We start from the raw sequence: 16,249 nt of genomic DNA on the forward strand, positions 1-16,249 counted from the left end.
ACTCAAGTAAGTCACTGGAGTGAGCTAACGCAGGTAACAACGCTGCGGCTTGAAATACGGCGGGTAATGACGTTGCTCAATCTGCCGCCAGCCTACTGAGGCCAGAAGTTGGGCAAATTGATTGCGATCAAGAGAACGAGGGGAGAAAAACGGCGGCAACGGCAAGCCTACCCCTAAAGTATCAGTGCGTGAAATTGATTTAATTAATTGAAAATAATATAGAAATTATGAGATGGAACTTCTATGACGGGATGTGCTGAGCGGGGCGAGGTATTTGGGGGTAGAAACGGGCTGATGCCCGCTTCAGACTGCTGACAAACCAGCGAAAGGGCTAAACCGGTAGGGGTCGAACATGTTCGACCCGATTTAACCCATTGATGATGCTATTGGGCGCAGCATGCAGCGCCCCTACCATTAAACTTTGTCAACGGCCTCAAACGGGCTGATGCCCGCTTCCGATTCGGTGAAGTGATTAAAAAAGCGCATTAGCCTAAATCCATCTCATGCCCTATCCACTCGCCGCTGTCGCGGTTGATAAATTGCAGATACTGCTCATATTCCTGTTCGCCATAGAACAGGTTCAGCAGCGGCGTTTTATAGAACGACTGCCACATCTGCCCCAGCATGATCGGGCGACGCGGAACGTAAATGTTCTCTATCAGGTTATAACCGGTGGCCATCAGCATAAAGCACAGGAAGAAGTAGTTAAATCTGCCGCGGATGAACGATCCCCGATGAGCCACGTAATAAAACAGCAAGAACACCGAAGCCACGCTGGCATAACGGCTGGCCGCCTGCAGCGAGCTGGAACACAGAAACACAAACACCACCAGCCATGCCGCGTAGTTTTTGATGTCCCCCGCCTGATTGCGCATCGGGTTAGCGAGCATAAACACGCCGAGAAACAGCGCCGGGAATAACACGATCAGGAAGTTAATCATGCCGTTGGCGTTGCCGGATGTCAGGTAGTCGCTGGCGTACATGCCGGAGGTATAGACGTCGGAGTAACTGTTGATGCCGGAGATCGTAATATGGGAAACGATAAACGGCAGCGCAAACTTGGCGGTCAGGAAGGCGATGGCGCTGAACACCACCGTCAGCAGGCGGTTCAGGCGCATCACCCGGCTGCACAGAAACACCCCCACCAGCAGCATGCTGGAAAAATGGGTCAACATGGCGAACAGCATCAAGCCCGCGGCAAGCGGACGGTTAAGCTTATGGCAAAACAGCACCATCGCCAGGGTCATCACCGCCATCGAGAAGCCAAAGCGCAGCCCCATGGCAATGATAAACGGGTTAATCAAAAACAGCACCGCCAGATGCAGCAGCACAAACTGCCGCGCCGTGAACACCTTGCCGGAATGCAGCATGACGATATTCAGCGCGCTGAGATAGCAGTAAACCGACAGCGCGACGTACAGCCCCGGAATAATGAAAAAGGGGATCCCCAGCGTTTTAAAAATATAGAAATTGGCGTACAGCACCACGTCCACCTTGCCCTGAATGACATCACTCAGGCGGGTCGCCGAATTGATGGCATCGTAGTTGGCAAAGTGGCGGTAAAGGTCCGCCAGCGGCGGAATTTTGATGAAAAAAAAGAAAAAACACAGCGCAATCAGCACATAAGCCGCCGAGTTCTTCTTTCCTGCCCTCAGCGTGCCTATGCTGTGCAACAAGGCGAAAAGCGGTACCGTCAGCAACAGTACGCTGCCGATCAGCGTCGAACGTTCAAAGCGCATAATCATCCTCTGAAAGGGGGAATCTCTTAAGGGTAACGGAGTACGCGAAACGCATCTCAGAATGGCACGCCGCGGAAAAACACATTGCGGATGATATTTTTCATATACACCCCCGCCATCAAGCCGCTATTAACGTAAACAATGCCCTTCAACCCATAGAAAACACCTGCCAGGCGACTCTTGCCGTCGGTAATGATGCGCGAAGTAATGCAGGTATGGCGCAGACGCATGATCTTGCGTGCCCGGGGTGACACCTGCGGCATCAGCCGCCGCTCAAACTGCATTTTGTTGCGGTAGCCAATAATGCCCTTCGGACTGGAGGTGATGCGTTCGCCGTCATGGTCGTTGTGCACCGCCAGTCGTTCGTGCAGCGTACCGATCTTCGCTCCGGCCGCCAGCAGCCGGTAGAGGAAGATATGATCCTGGTAGCGAGGAGTGTTGAAAAAACCCCGTACCGCAATCGCCGTGCTACGGCGCATCATGATCATCGGCGTGTAGGCTACGCCGGCCAGCATAAAGTCCTCCAGCCCTTCGCAACGCGCGCGGTAGTAATGCTCAGCGCTGATCTGCCCGTTTTTCAGAATATCCATATCGCACAGGCTGACGTCGTAATCGCCCTGCTGCATAAACGCCAGTTGACGGGCGATTTTCTGTGGGTGGTAGTAATCGTCATCATCCAGAAAGCTGATGTACTGACCGCTCGAACGCAGGATCCCGCTGTTACGTGCCAGCGCGCCGCCGCCATTGCGCCTGCGCGGGTAATAAATAATCTCACCCCGCTCAATGTAGTCGGCCAGGCGCTCGCGGGTCGCCAGGCGATGGGCGTCGCCCTGCGGGTTGTCATCCACCACGATGATTTCCAACGGGCGATGGGTTTGTGCCAATACGCTATCGATGGCGCGTGCCAGCAGTTCGCTGCGGCCATAGGTGGGTATGATGACGCTGACGGTGATACTCATAGTTTTATTCTGCCTGTTGGGGGCGAGAGGGCTCGCCCCAATTGACATGGGTGCAGCATGCTGCTGCTTTGACGAAAACGGGAAAGAAGCGAATGCTGTGCCGCTAGCCACGCAGGTTGTACAGCCGGGCCATCAGGTAGTAAGCCAACGGGCTACGGTAAAACAGCCGGTTTTTACGGCTCAGCATTTTACGCTCCTCGCCGCGCAGGCCGGAATAACGGCGCTTCAGCTCGCGGGTTTCGCGCAACGCATCACGCGGCCCGAAAAAGTCCAACCCCACCAGCAAGCGCGCTTTCAGGGTGGTGACGTAGAGAATCGAGTAAAGTCCATGCCCCAGTCCCTGCCGTCGCCCGCTGTCAGCGCCGTCGAGTGCGTAATCCAGATCGTCCAGATCGCGTCGCTTGGGCGCGCGCGTAATGCCATTCGGGTTAGCGCGGTATCCCACCAACGGCGTATCGCAGACCACGATGCGTTCGGCCTTCAGGTAAAGCTGCGGGATCAGCTGAATATCTTCAAAATTGCGCCCCGCCGGGAAGCGAGCCTCATCGAACAGCGTTTTGCGATAAATCCTCGCCCAGGCGTACCACATGCTGCGGTTAAAGCTGTCTGCCAGCAGCGCCATATGCTCATCACGCTGCTGCGGAGCCGCATTACCGGGCACGATAGCCATGGTTCCGTCCGGTTGGATCTTGCCGTTATTGAAGGTCGAAAAGCGCTGGGCGTTGAAGGCCACAATGTCGGCCAACGGATTATCCGCCAACAAACGCCCCAAAATGCTGAAGTAGCCCTCCAGCAGTACGTCGTCGGAGTCCAGGAAGCCAATGTAGTTCCCCTCGGCATGGTCAATGCCGTTGTTGCGCGCCTGGCTTAACCCCTGATTTTCCTGTCGCAGAATGCTGACCCGCCGTTTGTGCTGCGGGTAGCGACACAGCATCTCTTCGGCAATGCCGATGGCACCGTCCGGGCTGCCGTCATCCACGATGATCACTTCCGCCCAGTCAGGTAACTGTTGCAGCACCGAGTCAAGACATGCCTCGATGTAAGCCTCGACCTTGTACACAGGAATAATCAGGCTCAGGGTAATATTCATGACCGGTTATCCTTTATCTTCTGTTTGACGTTGCACCCATACCGCACGGCTGCCCATCGAAGGCAATTTCGCCTCAATCTGCCGTTGCCCCTGAGCCTGCCAACCGGCAGGCAGATCAAAACGTGCCGACATTTGACGGTAATAAGGGTTGGCTATCAGTACCAGGCCGCGATCGCCGCGGATAAACAGCCGGGCCGGGATGGCGGTATTGTTGCCTTGCAACAACCGGCTTTCACCGGAAAGCAGGTAAGGCTCAAAGCTGACAATCTGCTGTGCTACGCCGGAGACGCCGCGCCAGATAGCGTCAAACTCCTGCTGACTGAAGCCGCCACGCTGGCGCTTGTAGAACAAGTCGGTATAGGAATAAAACAGGATGCCTCTGGCCCCGCCGATCAGCCCTAGCCAGGCCTGATTGCGGATCTCCGCCTCGGTTGGCTGACGCGGTTTGCGGCCGGGGGCGTAAGCGGCATGATCCATAATTTGCATCACCAACCAGGCTCCTTTTGCCTGGCGCGCCACCTGGCTGGTAATACGGCTGTACTCCAGCGTCCGCGTCAGATCGGCGTCTCTGCCGACCGGATAAGGGTCGCTGGCCAATACGTCCGAACTGTTGAAATAGGCATTGAGCGTCCCGGTCTTGTCCAACACCTGGAACGTCAGGTGATCCGGATCCAACTGCTTGACCTGCAGGTGTTTTTGCTCAATTTGCGGCACATATTCCGGGCCCAGTTCGTCGTTGATGTACCAGGCGAGCAGGTTTGGTTGATGCTTGAACTTCTCCACATAGCTGGCCGTCAGCTGCGGATAGCTCATTTTGGTTTCCGGCGCAAAGCGGGTGCCGGCGTACATATCCTTGAGCGAAAAAATCACCTGCAAACCATACTGCTGGGTTTTGCGGAAATAGTTGTAGGGGTCGCGGCCGGTGCCGTAGTTGTAATTGAGCAAGGTATTGAAACCGGCATCGCGGATGCGCGCCAGGTGTTCGTCCGTCGCCATCTCGCCGTACATGTAGATGCCGAGCGGGAAGAAGCGCTTGCCTTGCTTCAAAACGTAACCCTGAGCATCCAGCGCTACCTTGGGCTGCGGGCGACCAACGCTGATCGGCATTTCGCTGCGCTGGCTGCGTTGCGTGGCCACGTCCGTCACCTGCTGCTGCAAACGATACTCGCCGGCGGCCAAATCGGCCGGCAGCGGAAATTCCACCTTTTGCTGCCCGCTGATGGCATAACGGCGGCTGTCACGTTTCACCGCGGTTTTTTTGTCATCGACCAGGGTACTGTCCACCTGCACCTGCTGCGGCCCCACCACTTCAATCAGGCTGGAGGCCGCGCCGTTACCGCTGCGCATCTGGTACAGCTCCGGCGCAACGGGTTGCAGGCAGGCGTAAACATCGTCAAACCAGGCATTGCCGGTGGTGCCCTGACGCAGATAAACGCCCAGCACCACTTTCACCGCCCGTGGTGGCACCCGAAAATCGCCGGTCACCGGCTGCCAGCCGCTGGTGCCCAGCAGCCCCTGCGGATAGCTGCCCGCTAAAAAACGTCCCTGGTCGTCATAGCTTTCGACAAACACGCCGGCGCCCTGATTTTCGCCCTTGCCCCTGAGGTTTTCACCGCGTACCCAGGCACCAAAAGCCAGCTGTTGACCCGGTTTGACCGACAGGGTTTGCAGCATATTGTGGTAGTTGGCCGGGTTGTGATTTTGATAAAACAGGCTGCTCTGACCGCCGTGGCCACCCGCGACCACCTGCGCCGAGGCCAGCGACCACCCGGCACCACCCTGCTCGAAGCCGGGATCCTTGAGCAGGTTGCTGTCGCAGCCGGCCGCATTAGCCAGCCCCGCCCAGCCGGCGCTCGCCAGCAGGCAGGCCGAGGTTAGTTTGCTGAAATTCATTGTCTTTTCATCACCGCGCTGTACAGATAGGAGAAGAACAGATAACAGGACTTCTGATAGGAAAGCCCCAGATGGCGGCGATATATCTGCCACTGCCAGTCGGCCGCGCGGAATTTATTGCCGGACAGCGACTGCGCCGACAGGCGATAAAAGGCCAGGGGTTCGGGGATGCAATAAGCCATGTGGTTCCGCGCCTTCTCCAGTACCGACAGCCACATCACGTAGTCCTCATGGCCCACTTTGCTCTGGTACACCTTGCCGACCTGTCGCTGGTTGTACATGCCGGTCAGATTGCCGATCCAGTTGCTTTTCAACATGTCTTTATAGGCGATGATTTCGCCGGCACCGCGGTAGTTTTTCACCCGCGTCGGGTCATCTTCGAAGGTGTAATAATGGGAGCACACCACGTCGTAGCGGTTGGTCTTGAGAATACCGACCTGACGCGCCAGCTTGTTCGGGTGCCAAACGTCATCGCTGTCGCAAAACGCAATATAATCGCCGCGTGCGGCTTCAATCGCGATGTTGCGGGTTTCGGCTACGCCCTGATTGGTGTTGTTGCGGATGTAAGTCAGACGATCGTGGATGAACGGTTTCACCACCTCGGCGGTATGATCCGTGGAAGCATCGTCGATCACATACAGGTGATAATCCTGGTAAGTCTGGTTCAACACCCCGAGGATCGACTCTTTGATAAAGCCCGCGGCGTTGTAAGCCGGCATGATAACTGAAACTTTTTCCATCTTAACCTCCAGCGATAAGCTGTTGCCATTGGGGATAAATACGCTCGGGAATGTACTGCTGCGCCCGCGCCAACGAGTGCAGAGAGAAGCGCTGACGCAACTCGCCGTCGCCTATCAGCGACAGCGCTCGTTGGCTGAAGGCCTCGATATCGTCCTCCGCCACCAGATAACCGTTTTTACCGTTATCGATCAGCTCAGCCGGTCCGGTCAGACAGTCATACGCCACCAGGGGCAGACCAAAACTCATCGCTTCAATCAGCACCATCGGCAAGCCTTCGTAACGCGAGGTCATCAATAGCATCGCGGCCTGACGGTAGTGACTGGCGATATCCGCCGTCGCCGGCAACAGCTTCACCTGATCACCCAGACCGGCGGCGTCAATCTGTTGTTGCAACGTTTCGCGGTCCGGACCGTCGCCAACGATATGCAATTGCCAGCCTAGCGCTTGTGGCGCTATCCGTTGCCAGGCGGCGATCAAGCGATCAAACCCTTTCTGCCGGCATAACCGCCCCACCGCCAACGCCACCGGCTGTTGCTGAGCCGGTTGTGGCGGTTGCACCGGGAATGGCGAAACGTTTTCGATCACCCGACATTTGCGGTCAGGCACCCAACGGCTGATGGTCGCCAAATCTTTCTTCGTCAGCAGAACCGTACGGTCACCGAGTCGGTACACCAGTACCTTCAACCACTTCATCGGCCAGGGGTACTGATGGAAACTGACGTGCTCACTCAGCAGCAGCCGGCTGTGCGGGCACAGCAAGCGCAGGTACGGCACAATAATCGACGAGAGTTTGCCCATCGAAACGGTGATAATTGCGTCATAGCGGCCGCGCCGTAAAAACCATGCCAGTCGCCAGGGCCACAGCAGCGTTCTGCCGCGCATAAAGCGCAAATTCACCGCCGGGTCTAGCGGGTAAAACGCCCGGTCACCGCTGATCGACACCAGATCCACCTGATGCCCTAAACGCGTCGCCAGCGCATTGGCCAGACTGCTGGCCACCCGCTCGGTACCGCCTTTTTCGGCGATATTCTCAATCACAATCGCTACTTTTCGTTGCTGCATGTCATCTCCGAAATCCCTCGCGAGCGGTACGCAACAGCCGCCCGCCCAGTGGAAACAGCCCCAGTCTGGCCAGACAGTCGCCGTACAGTTTGATCGCCCTGAATTTGCTGCTCAGGGCATCGCGCTCAGTGCGCGATGAGTAATAGTTAAAGGCCTGCAGATTTTCGCTGTAGAGCGAGGCCAGCAGGTGTTTGCAGGCAAAACCACTGATATAGCGGCCGCTGGCATTGAGATAAGCGTCAATAAACTGTTCGCTGGCGTCGATATTCATCCGACAGCGGTCCGTATCGGCATCACCGCAGCGGATAAACACGCCGCGTCCCTCGTCAAAGGCCACTTTGGCTCCCAGGTTGGTGGCATTGACCAAAAATCCCCAATCCTGGTACTTATAAAGAAACTCCGGAAATAAAAACCGGCGGTCATCCTTTTTACGCAGACTGATGGTTGAAGTGCGGATATCGCCCATGTCGATAAATAAAAAATCCGCCCCCGTTGCACCTTCTTTATAATCGAATCGATAGCTGCGTACATTCCTGTCACTTACCGTAACGTAGTTACCAAAAATAATGTCTATACGGGTGTCCTGATGACGTTTCAGGCGGCGGATAATATAGTTGGTGTTAAACGAATCCTCCGGTTCCAGAAAGAAAACCACTTCCGCTCGCGCTAACCGAAAACCGGTATTGCACGACGCCGCGGTATTACGGCGAACTTTATTTTCATGCAACCGAGCCCGACGATTTGCAACCAACAGGCTACGCATATTATCCAGCTCTTGTTTATCCGACGCATTATCCACCACGATAATTTCATAATCGAATCCGGAGCAGGCATTAGTCATCCTGACTAATGTAGTGGCCAGGCTGGCTGAGTTATTAAAAACGGGCATGACAATCGATAAGTCCATTTATTACCTCAACAATATATTATCATTTGGCAAAACAACGCTAATGCCAACGGAATAGCTTGTTATCCCAGAATGTCCTTGTCCGGTTACTCCCCCCGTCCTGACGCGGTGAAATACGCGCAGCCCACCGGTTACTCAACTACTCCTGGAAATAACCTCCCCACTCCTGTTCAATAATTTCCGGTGTAAATCGTTGCAGGCCGGCTCCGGGAGTAAATGTCAACTCGCCAAAATAGATCCGTTCCTGCACCTGATAAAAATCGACGCGCACATAGGAGAACTGCTCTGCCACCTGGCGTGCCAGCTTCAGCATCTGTTCTAAACGGCAAGGTTTCTCCATCGGAACATCGCTGTTAGGCACCCCCATGCGGATTTCCGTGCGGTTCCAGTGGGCGTCGAAGAAGTCGCGACGGTGGTCGATAAAGCGCTGGTAATCAATCTGAATGAAAAAACGCACCTCTCCATTGCGATTAAAACAGTGGATCTTGATGTCGTTCGGCGTCTTGCCGTCTTCCAGCAACATCTTTTCCACCATGATGCAGGGCGAAATATCCTTATAATGTCGCTCGCGATAGACTTGATAAAAATTCTGTCGCAACCAACTGTTGGTCAATACCCTTAACTCATTAAAACTGGTCTGGCTTTTATCAAACACCAGCTTGTTATAACCGCTGCCGTGATTCGCCTTGATAACGAAGGTATTCGGCAATGACTCATACATTTCCTCAGTTAATTTTTTACCCTGTGCATAGAGTTCGATGAGGTATTCTTTTCCCCACAGCCGTTCAATGTACTCTCTGACCAGATATTTATCGGACAGTTGAGTATACATTGCCAGAGGATAGACTTTTCTGCGCATCAGTTTCTCGCTATACCCCACCGGTTTAGCAAGATGTGGCACCTTGCGAAAAAATAAGGCGTATTTTAACTGATGATATAATGCATCGGGTATATTACGGTAAAAACCCTTCACCAGATTATTTAGCATAAAGTTCTCGCACCTTCCCTATTAGTTGCGGTAAACAACGGTAGCAGGTGACCTGCAGCCGGGTAATTTGTCCTTTTCTAAAAAAGCCATTAAGTACAAAAAACGAAATAAATTCGGTAATAAACGTTGATATCGCCGCGCCCAAAATGCCATAACGCGGGATCAACACCAGATTCATCAGCACGTTGACCAAAGCGGCCAAAGGCATTTTTATCGCGATAAACCGATAACCGCCAAACAACACGATCGCCCGGTAAGAAACAGTGCCCATCACCGAGAACAGTGAAGTCACCGAGCACAGCGCCAGAATGGCGGCGGTTTCACGGTAACTGTCGCCAAACATCAGCTTCACTATCGGGCCCGGGAACAGCGACAGCAGTAATATCACTGGCATAGAAAGCAGCAGAACCACCAGATACAGCAGTCGGATCCGCCCTTCCTGCTCGCTTAAGGAACCGGCGTTGGCCACCCCCGGCATCATCGAGGTAATCAGCGCAATGGGCACGAAGACCCATCCCTGACTCAGGGTGATGGCGGCACTGTACAACCCAACGCTGTGTTCCCCGAGGTAGTTACCGATCATGATCTGATCGATACGCGTATAGATGACAATCGATAACCCGGACACGGCCAGCGGCAGCCCCACCTTCAGCAGATAGCGGCCATAGCGCCGTTGATGACGCAGGCTGATGGGCCGCATGCCCCCTTGCTCGCGGCGAAACAGCAGCCAACGTACCCCGTAGGGGATCAGGCTGCTCAGCACATAGGGCACCGCGAACCACTCCAGCGGCAGCTTGGCATGCACCAGCGCCAACCGCATCACAATCGACAACAGCAGCGCCACATTGTTGATCAGCGTGTTCAGCTTCGATTTCAACAGGGCGTCGTAATAAATTTTATAAACGTCCTGTACCGAGAAATATGCGCTGACCAGCATTAGCGCCATCATGATCTGGCTGGTGCGATCCTGCGTTAACAATGCCCAGGCCATCAGCGGCACCGCGATCAGCGCAAAGAGTTGCCGCCGCAGACGCATCGAGGCCAACATCAGCCGAATGCCGCTGTGCCGCTGGCGGGCTACGCGATTGAACAACACCGCATCGGCCCCCAGTTGCACCAGCGGAACCGCGATGGCAATCACCGACAGCAAATAGTTAATCAGCCCGTACTGCGCCGGCCCAAGATAGCGCGCGACGTAGACCGAAACGAAAATCCCCGACAGGCTCAGCGATACTCGCTCCAACATTAACCACAGGGAGTTCATCAGCATCGCTTTCATAGGGTTACTGGACCTTTTCCTGGTGGCTCGGGTAAGCAAAGGCATAGTAACCGGCGTCGGTAGCGGTTTTCTTCACCATGCCGTTGAGGATCACCCCTTTAATGGTGACACCATTTTGTTCGAACCGGCGGATGCTGGTCTCAATCTGCCTGACGGTGTTGACCTCAAAACGCACCACCATCAGTGCCGTACCGGCGTGGTGCCCGACAATGGCGGCATCGGTCACCGCCAACACCGGTGGTGTGTCGATCAGCACCAGATCGTAGTTCTGTCCCGCCCAACGCAGAAAATCGGCAAAGCGCTGGTGCATCAGCAGTTCGGACGGATTAGGTGGCACCTGCCCGCGCGGCACAAAATCCAGGTTGGCGATATCGGTCTTTTTCACCGCCATCTCTGGCGCAATCAGCCCTGACAGCATGTCTGAAAGGCCTTCCTTGGCGCTGTTGTTCAACCAACGGTGCAAGAAGCCTTTGCGCATATCGGCATCAATCAGCAACACCCGCTGCCCTGCCTGAGCGATCACCACCGCCAGGTTGGTGCTGGTGAAACTTTTACCACTGGCAGGGCTGGCACCGGAAACCATCAGAATATTGTTTTTGGCCTCCATCATGGCGAAATGTAGGCTGGTGCGCAGGCTGCGGATAGCCTCAACGGATAAGTCTTCCGGTTCTTCCTGCGCCAGGATCGGCAGTTTGCCGCTGCTGTGTTTGGTCAACAGCTGCTGCTGAACTCGATTGCGCTTTTGCTGCCATGGCGACAACGGCACCGTGGCATAGACGCTGATCCCACGTTTTTCCAGCGTATCGGTATCGCTGATGCCGCGATGAAGCGCAGCACGCAGTACCACCACTGACGCCGACAGCACGCCCCCCATCAACAGAGCGAAGAAAACGATCATCGCTTTCTGCGGCTGTACTGGCCGCAGACCGGTTTCGGCCTCATCGATAATGCGGATGTTGCCCACGGTACCGGCCTTGCTGATGCTCAACTCCTGCTGCTTGTTCATCAGCTGCATATAAACCTGCTGATCCACCTGCACGTCGCGGGTGAGGCGCAAAATTTCCTGTTGGGTTTTCGGCAAGGTTTGTACTTGTTTACCGAGCCGCGCCTTTTCAGCCTCCAGCGTGGCGCGTTTTTCCAACAGTGCGCGGTAGGCTGGGTGCACCCGGGTATAGAGCTTGGAAATTTCCGCCTCTTTGAAGGTCAACTCATTGAGTTGCCCTTCAAGTTGCACCTGGGTGTCCAGCACCGACTTGGCCTCCAGCGACAGGTCTACCGAGTCGTTCTGCTGACGGAATTGATTAAGCTGATTCTCGGCGTTATTGAGCGAGGTCTGGGTCCGCGGCAACTGCTCGTGCAAGAAAGCCAGCATGCGCTGGGCCTCTTCAGTTTTGCGATCCACATTCTGCTGCAGGTAGTTATCGGTGATGCTCTTGAGCACCGCTTCCGCACGCTGCGGATCCTCCCCCGCCAGGCTGAAGGTCATGATGCCGCTTTCCTTGCCGCCAGGTGCGACATCCAGAATATTGCGCAGATCGTCCACCGCTTTTTGGCGCGGCACGTTAACCACGGTGAAGGTGGTGCCCGGCAGCGCCTCAAGCTCGCTCACGTTGACCGACCAACCGCCCTGCTGCAGCGTTTGCCCCACAACGCCGCTGAACAAGGTTTTGCCGTCATGACTCAGGCTGTAATGCTGCGGATCATCGACGGTCAGGGTCAGTTCCTGGCCCTGCATCACCGCCGGCACCTTCATGGAAGAAATACGCAGTACCGGCGTCACTTCGCCGCTCAGGCGAGCGATGCCCTTGCCGAACAGCGGGAAATAATCCGGACTGATGCGCACCGTCAGGCCGAGGTCGTCGACGGTTTTGCCAATTACGTAACGTGATTTCGCCAGCGATACCTCGTCCTGGGTCGCCGAGTTCTGACCGACTCCGCCGATCGAACTGTCTATCGTTTCGCGCAGCAACGAGTCGCCCGAAAGTTGTTTTTCCACCTGCACCAGCGCGGTGGCCTGGTAGATTGGCGTTGCCATCAACGCATAGGCACAGCCCAGCATCCCGGCTACGCCGGTCACCAGCAGAATGCGCCAGCGGTTGTCCCACAGCGGGCCAATCAGGCGCTCCCACTCCAATTTGTCGTCCTGTTCGGCCATCACAATCGGCAATGCATTGTTCTTCATCATCGGTCTTCCTTTAGTCACCGTTACGGGATTACCAGTTACGTACCCGCAACGTGGCCTCACTGAGGTCGTTGAAGCTGGAAATGGTCGGTACCAGCTGGCTAATCAAGCGGTTCCAGCGTGCGACCGGTGCCGCGGTGACGTACACCACGTCATAAGGCTCCAACTGGAATTCGGTGCCCATCGCCAGTGCGGCGGCATCAGACAGGTCGAACTGGTACAGCGACGCCAGCCGTTTTGGCTGCTTGCCGCCGTTTGGACGGATCACGAACACCCCGGTAGCATCGGCCACCGTCTGGCTGATCCCTTCGGAACTGCCCAGGGCTTCGGTCAGGGTCATGCCGCTGCGGTCCATTTTCAGCGTCGACTGCTTACCAACCTCGCCCATCACAAACACTTTCAGTTCGTCGTTGCGCGGCACATAGAGAATGTCGCCAGGCGTCAACAAATGGTTCTGGCTGATGTCGCCGCGCTGCATCAATGCCTGCAGTGAAATCGGCTGTTCTTTGCCCTGGTGCGTCAGCACCACGTTGCGCCAGTCGGCGTTATCGGTCAGCCCGCCGGCGGCGTTGATCGCATCCAGAATGGTCAGCGGCACGTTGGTCACGGCCTGCTGCCCAGAGGTTTTCACCTCGCCAGTCACATACACCTTTTGCGAGCGGAACGCGGCGATACTGACGTCCACCTGGGGACTTTCCACATAGGTCGCCAGGCGGCTGGCTATCTGGTTACGCACCTCGGTGACGGTTTTACCCACCACCTGCACTCGACCTATGTACGGATAGAAAATGCTGCCATCGGCATGCACCCAGTTGCCGGTGTCGCTGGCGCTGCGGTATTGCCCTGCCGGGGTGGTCAGTTCCGGGTGATCCCAGACGGTAACGTTGAGTACATCCCCAACGCCGATGCGGTACTGATAGCTTTGCAACCGCTGGTCCAATGCCAGGTTGGGGCGCGCTACCGGTTCTATGCGACGCATTTTTTCCAGCAGCATCGGCGTGACGCGATATACCTGAACCTGCTTGTTGAGGTCGAAATCTTCGTCCTGCTGAGTCACTTTTTCTTTGCCCTGGGTCGGCAGGTGTGAACCCGGAAAGGCGGTGCAACCACTGAGCAGCACGCTGGACAGCACCAGTGGCATCAAATGAGGCAAATGAAGGTTCATAACGGTACCGTGAAAAACAGGCCGCCGTTGCGGCCTGTGGGAGGATTAACGATCGGCGGTAGGGTTGTCGGTAAAAACTCTGGCCTGACGGGGTTCATGCAGCAGGGCAAAATAACCGAAGAAACAAAATACAAAGGCCAACAGCATCAGATGATCGGGCAGTTGCAGCACTTCACTGCAGATGCCGACGCAGGCCAGCGTCACCGCCAGCATGCAGCTCATACCCAACGCCTGACGCGCATTAAGGCCGCGACGCATCAAAATATGATGCAAATGATCACGCCCGGCCTTGAAGGGACTCTGGCGACGCAGCAAACGACGCGCCATCACCGTCACCATATCCATTAGCGGAATGGCAATCAGCCACAGCGCAGTCACCGGCCGCATCACGGCGTCGTCGCCCTGAGTGGCGACAATCAGCAACCACAGCACGCTGAATCCAATTACCATGCTGCCGGCATCCCCCATGAAAATCTTGTTACGCACACCAAACACGCTGAGGTTGAATAACAGGTAGGCGGCCAGAGCCGCGATCAGGCTCAGGCACCACAACGCCTGCTCTTCATGCCCGGCCAAACCGAACAGGATGGCCAACGCGGTAAAGGTAACGCAGGACAATGCACCCAACTGGCCGTCGATGCCGTCAACCATGTTATAGGCGTTGATCGCACCCCATACCGCCAGGGGCGTGATCAACAAGGCCGCGTAGCCCAGCAGCAACTCTTGATGGCCCCACAGGAAACCGAATGAGGTAAGTTGCATCCCTGCCGCCAGCATCATCGCCAGCGCGATCCCTCCCTGCACAATGACGCGTGGCGCCACCGGCAGATCAAAACGGTCATCCAGTACCCCAAGCAGCACCAATGCCGTGATGCTCAGTAAATAGGTGGTACTGTGCGGCAACCAGTCCGGCTGCCAAAAGGTCACCAGCGTCATGATCAGATAAATGGCAATTCCACCAACCAATGGAACATGCCCCTGATGACGCTTGCGCGCATTGGGCTTATCCACTAGCCCCACCGCCAGCGCAGCGCGGCGGGCAATAACCACCAGCATCAACGCCAAAATAAATATCACGCTCAGTTGATATAACATTGTTCCTCCAGCGAATAAGCACGCTACCGCCCTTGAGTTACAGCTCCCAATGCGCTATTAACAAAAATAAAATTGACAGCCCCAGGATATAAGTCAGCATGAGCCGATCCCGTGTAATACAGATTTATCTGCTTGTCAGAGGCAAAAAATAAATAACCCTAACCCGTAATAAAGTTATCTCTAGGAAAACTCGTGTTTAATTGTTTTTTCGATTGCCGAATCAAGTTCGACTGGCGCCACGAAATCACATTGCACATTGCTTTTAAATTGCGTTCTGGCACAGAATTTTTGCACCCGTACCCGGCTAATAGGAAATTTACGGCGACTTATTTTACTCACTACATCTAATGCCGTGGCACCGCAGATCCCAAATAGATAAGGAATGCGAATAGTCTTATTATTTCTGCCTAATGAAGAGGAAATAACGTCAACCAATTGATTCATGGTGAAGTCAGGCTTATCAACATAATTGCTGACCTGATAAGTGGCCTGTTGATCCAGTGCATACTCGAGTCTGGCAGCGATATTTTCGACATAAGCCATCGATTTCATATTATTGCCGCTGCCAATCATCACAAAACGGCCACTGGCAATTTGTCGGAACAAGTTATAAACGTTGCCACGATTGTTTTCGCCAAACACCACCGTCGGGCGGATGATGGTTAATTTGTTGCTGCCATCGGCTTTACGCCAGGCTTCGTAGACATACTCCGCTTCCAGCTTGGATTTACCGTAATGGTTAAAGGGTTCGAAAACCCCTTCCTCACCGGTTTCCCGAGTGACAAAGCCATAGACCGCCACGGAGGAGGTAAAGATGATCTGTGTGATATTCAACGCCGATGCCGTCATGCAAACATTGCGCGCACCCTCAACGTTGACCTGATAATACAGTGAGATAGGATCGACATTATCCTGATGCTCGGCCGCAAGGTTGATCACGGCGTCGCAACCCGCCAACGGCTGCTGCAGTGTCTCGGGCTGGGTTACATCGCCAAACTGATAGAGCTCAGGAAAATGCTCACTCTGCTTTTTATCTACGATGGTCAACACCAGGTCGTCACGTGCACTCAGACGCTTAACCAAACGCGTGCCGATAAAGCCGGAACCCCCGATGATCGCTACTTTACGCTTATCCATAATTTGTCACTC

General features: G+C 55.0%; 13 protein-coding genes. All 13 read right to left on the reverse strand.

The genetic code is table 11. The features are described 5' to 3' along the window. Nucleotides 1-485: 485 nt before the first annotated feature. The 13 genes from AC1RKC_RS08620 to AC1RKC_RS08680 all read right to left on the reverse strand — a co-directional run bounded on the left by AC1RKC_RS08620 (nucleotide 486) and on the right by AC1RKC_RS08680 (nucleotide 16,237). The gene (locus AC1RKC_RS08620) at nucleotides 486-1,739 is read right to left on the reverse strand and encodes a hypothetical protein (RefSeq protein WP_349525716.1); all 1,254 of its coding nucleotides are present in this window, start codon (nucleotides 1,737-1,739) and stop codon (nucleotides 486-488) included. Between the two features lie 56 nt (nucleotides 1,740-1,795). Further along, nucleotides 1,796-2,698, reverse strand: a complete 903-nt coding sequence (locus AC1RKC_RS08625; protein WP_262033779.1) for a glycosyltransferase family 2 protein — start codon at nucleotides 2,696-2,698, stop codon at nucleotides 1,796-1,798. 103 nt (nucleotides 2,699-2,801) lie between these two features. Continuing rightward, on the reverse strand, nucleotides 2,802-3,788 hold the full coding sequence (locus AC1RKC_RS08630) for a glycosyltransferase family 2 protein (protein WP_115058611.1): 987 nt from the start codon (nucleotides 3,786-3,788) through the stop codon (nucleotides 2,802-2,804). 6 nt (nucleotides 3,789-3,794) lie between these two features. After that, a complete protein-coding gene (locus AC1RKC_RS08635; protein WP_493092354.1) occupies nucleotides 3,795-5,681 on the reverse strand; it encodes a carbohydrate-binding protein CenC in 1,887 nt (628 codons plus the stop codon). Beyond that, nucleotides 5,678-6,421 carry a glycosyltransferase family 2 protein gene (locus AC1RKC_RS08640; RefSeq protein WP_020827444.1) on the reverse strand — a complete coding sequence of 248 codons (744 nt, stop codon included), beginning with the start codon at nucleotides 6,419-6,421 and terminating at the stop codon, nucleotides 5,678-5,680. The genes AC1RKC_RS08635 and AC1RKC_RS08640 overlap by 4 nt, the downstream gene beginning before the upstream one ends. A 1-nt stretch (nucleotide 6,422) precedes the next feature. Continuing rightward, nucleotides 6,423-7,484 (reverse strand): glycosyltransferase family 4 protein, encoded by a 1,062-nt coding sequence (locus AC1RKC_RS08645; protein ID WP_493092353.1) that lies wholly within the window; start codon nucleotides 7,482-7,484, stop codon nucleotides 6,423-6,425. 1 nt (nucleotide 7,485) lies between these two features. Further along, a complete protein-coding gene (locus AC1RKC_RS08650; protein WP_048760208.1) occupies nucleotides 7,486-8,391 on the reverse strand; it encodes a glycosyltransferase family 2 protein in 906 nt (301 codons plus the stop codon). A 139-nt stretch (nucleotides 8,392-8,530) separates the two neighbouring features. Beyond that, nucleotides 8,531-9,379 (reverse strand): ATP-grasp fold amidoligase family protein, encoded by an 849-nt coding sequence (locus tag AC1RKC_RS08655; RefSeq protein ID WP_020827447.1) that lies wholly within the window; start codon nucleotides 9,377-9,379, stop codon nucleotides 8,531-8,533. Next, a complete protein-coding gene (locus tag AC1RKC_RS08660; protein ID WP_174574371.1) occupies nucleotides 9,369-10,658 on the reverse strand; it encodes a flippase in 1,290 nt (429 codons plus the stop codon). Before AC1RKC_RS08660 ends, AC1RKC_RS08655 begins: the two co-directional genes overlap by 11 nt. 4 nt (nucleotides 10,659-10,662) lie before the next feature. Then, nucleotides 10,663-12,843 (reverse strand): polysaccharide biosynthesis tyrosine autokinase, encoded by a 2,181-nt coding sequence (locus AC1RKC_RS08665; RefSeq protein WP_493092352.1) that lies wholly within the window; start codon nucleotides 12,841-12,843, stop codon nucleotides 10,663-10,665. A gap of 28 nt (nucleotides 12,844-12,871) precedes the next feature. Continuing rightward, nucleotides 12,872-14,005: a polysaccharide export protein gene (locus tag AC1RKC_RS08670; protein WP_020827450.1), complete on the reverse strand. Its 1,134-nt coding sequence runs from the start codon at nucleotides 14,003-14,005 to the stop codon at nucleotides 12,872-12,874. A gap of 45 nt (nucleotides 14,006-14,050) precedes the next feature. Further along, nucleotides 14,051-15,100 (reverse strand): UDP-N-acetylglucosamine--undecaprenyl-phosphate N-acetylglucosaminephosphotransferase, encoded by a 1,050-nt coding sequence (gene wecA, locus AC1RKC_RS08675; RefSeq protein WP_046373286.1) that lies wholly within the window; start codon nucleotides 15,098-15,100, stop codon nucleotides 14,051-14,053. Nucleotides 15,101-15,280: 180 nt separating this feature from the next. Then, nucleotides 15,281-16,237 (reverse strand): NAD-dependent epimerase/dehydratase family protein, encoded by a 957-nt coding sequence (locus AC1RKC_RS08680; RefSeq protein ID WP_046373285.1) that lies wholly within the window; start codon nucleotides 16,235-16,237, stop codon nucleotides 15,281-15,283. Nucleotides 16,238-16,249: the final 12 nt, after the last annotated feature.

This window comes from Serratia sp. GW822-FHT06E05 (assembly GCF_058799445.1).

Excerpts from the sequence above, each read along its gene's own strand:
- AC1RKC_RS08635 (WP_493092354.1), bottom strand. The coding sequence starts at position 5,681 with ATGAATTTCAGCAAACTAACCTCGGCCTGCCTGCTGGCGAGCGCCGGC.
- wecA (WP_046373286.1), bottom strand. The coding sequence starts at position 15,100 with ATGTTATATCAACTGAGCGTGATATTTATTTTGGCGTTGATGCTGGTG.
- AC1RKC_RS08640 (WP_020827444.1), bottom strand. The coding sequence starts at position 6,421 with ATGGAAAAAGTTTCAGTTATCATGCCGGCTTACAACGCCGCGGGCTTT.
- AC1RKC_RS08645 (WP_493092353.1), bottom strand. The coding sequence starts at position 7,484 with ATGCAGCAACGAAAAGTAGCGATTGTGATTGAGAATATCGCCGAAAAA.
- AC1RKC_RS08630 (WP_115058611.1), bottom strand. The coding sequence starts at position 3,788 with ATGAATATTACCCTGAGCCTGATTATTCCTGTGTACAAGGTCGAGGCT.
- AC1RKC_RS08625 (WP_262033779.1), bottom strand. The coding sequence starts at position 2,698 with ATGAGTATCACCGTCAGCGTCATCATACCCACCTATGGCCGCAGCGAA.
- AC1RKC_RS08680 (WP_046373285.1), bottom strand. The coding sequence starts at position 16,237 with ATGGATAAGCGTAAAGTAGCGATCATCGGGGGTTCCGGCTTTATCGGC.
- AC1RKC_RS08670 (WP_020827450.1), bottom strand. The coding sequence starts at position 14,005 with ATGAACCTTCATTTGCCTCATTTGATGCCACTGGTGCTGTCCAGCGTG.
- AC1RKC_RS08665 (WP_493092352.1), bottom strand. The coding sequence starts at position 12,843 with ATGATGAAGAACAATGCATTGCCGATTGTGATGGCCGAACAGGACGAC.
- AC1RKC_RS08620 (WP_349525716.1), bottom strand. The coding sequence starts at position 1,739 with ATGCGCTTTGAACGTTCGACGCTGATCGGCAGCGTACTGTTGCTGACG.
- AC1RKC_RS08660 (WP_174574371.1), bottom strand. The coding sequence starts at position 10,658 with ATGAAAGCGATGCTGATGAACTCCCTGTGGTTAATGTTGGAGCGAGTA.
- AC1RKC_RS08655 (WP_020827447.1), bottom strand. The coding sequence starts at position 9,379 with ATGCTAAATAATCTGGTGAAGGGTTTTTACCGTAATATACCCGATGCA.
- AC1RKC_RS08650 (WP_048760208.1), bottom strand. The coding sequence starts at position 8,391 with ATGGACTTATCGATTGTCATGCCCGTTTTTAATAACTCAGCCAGCCTG.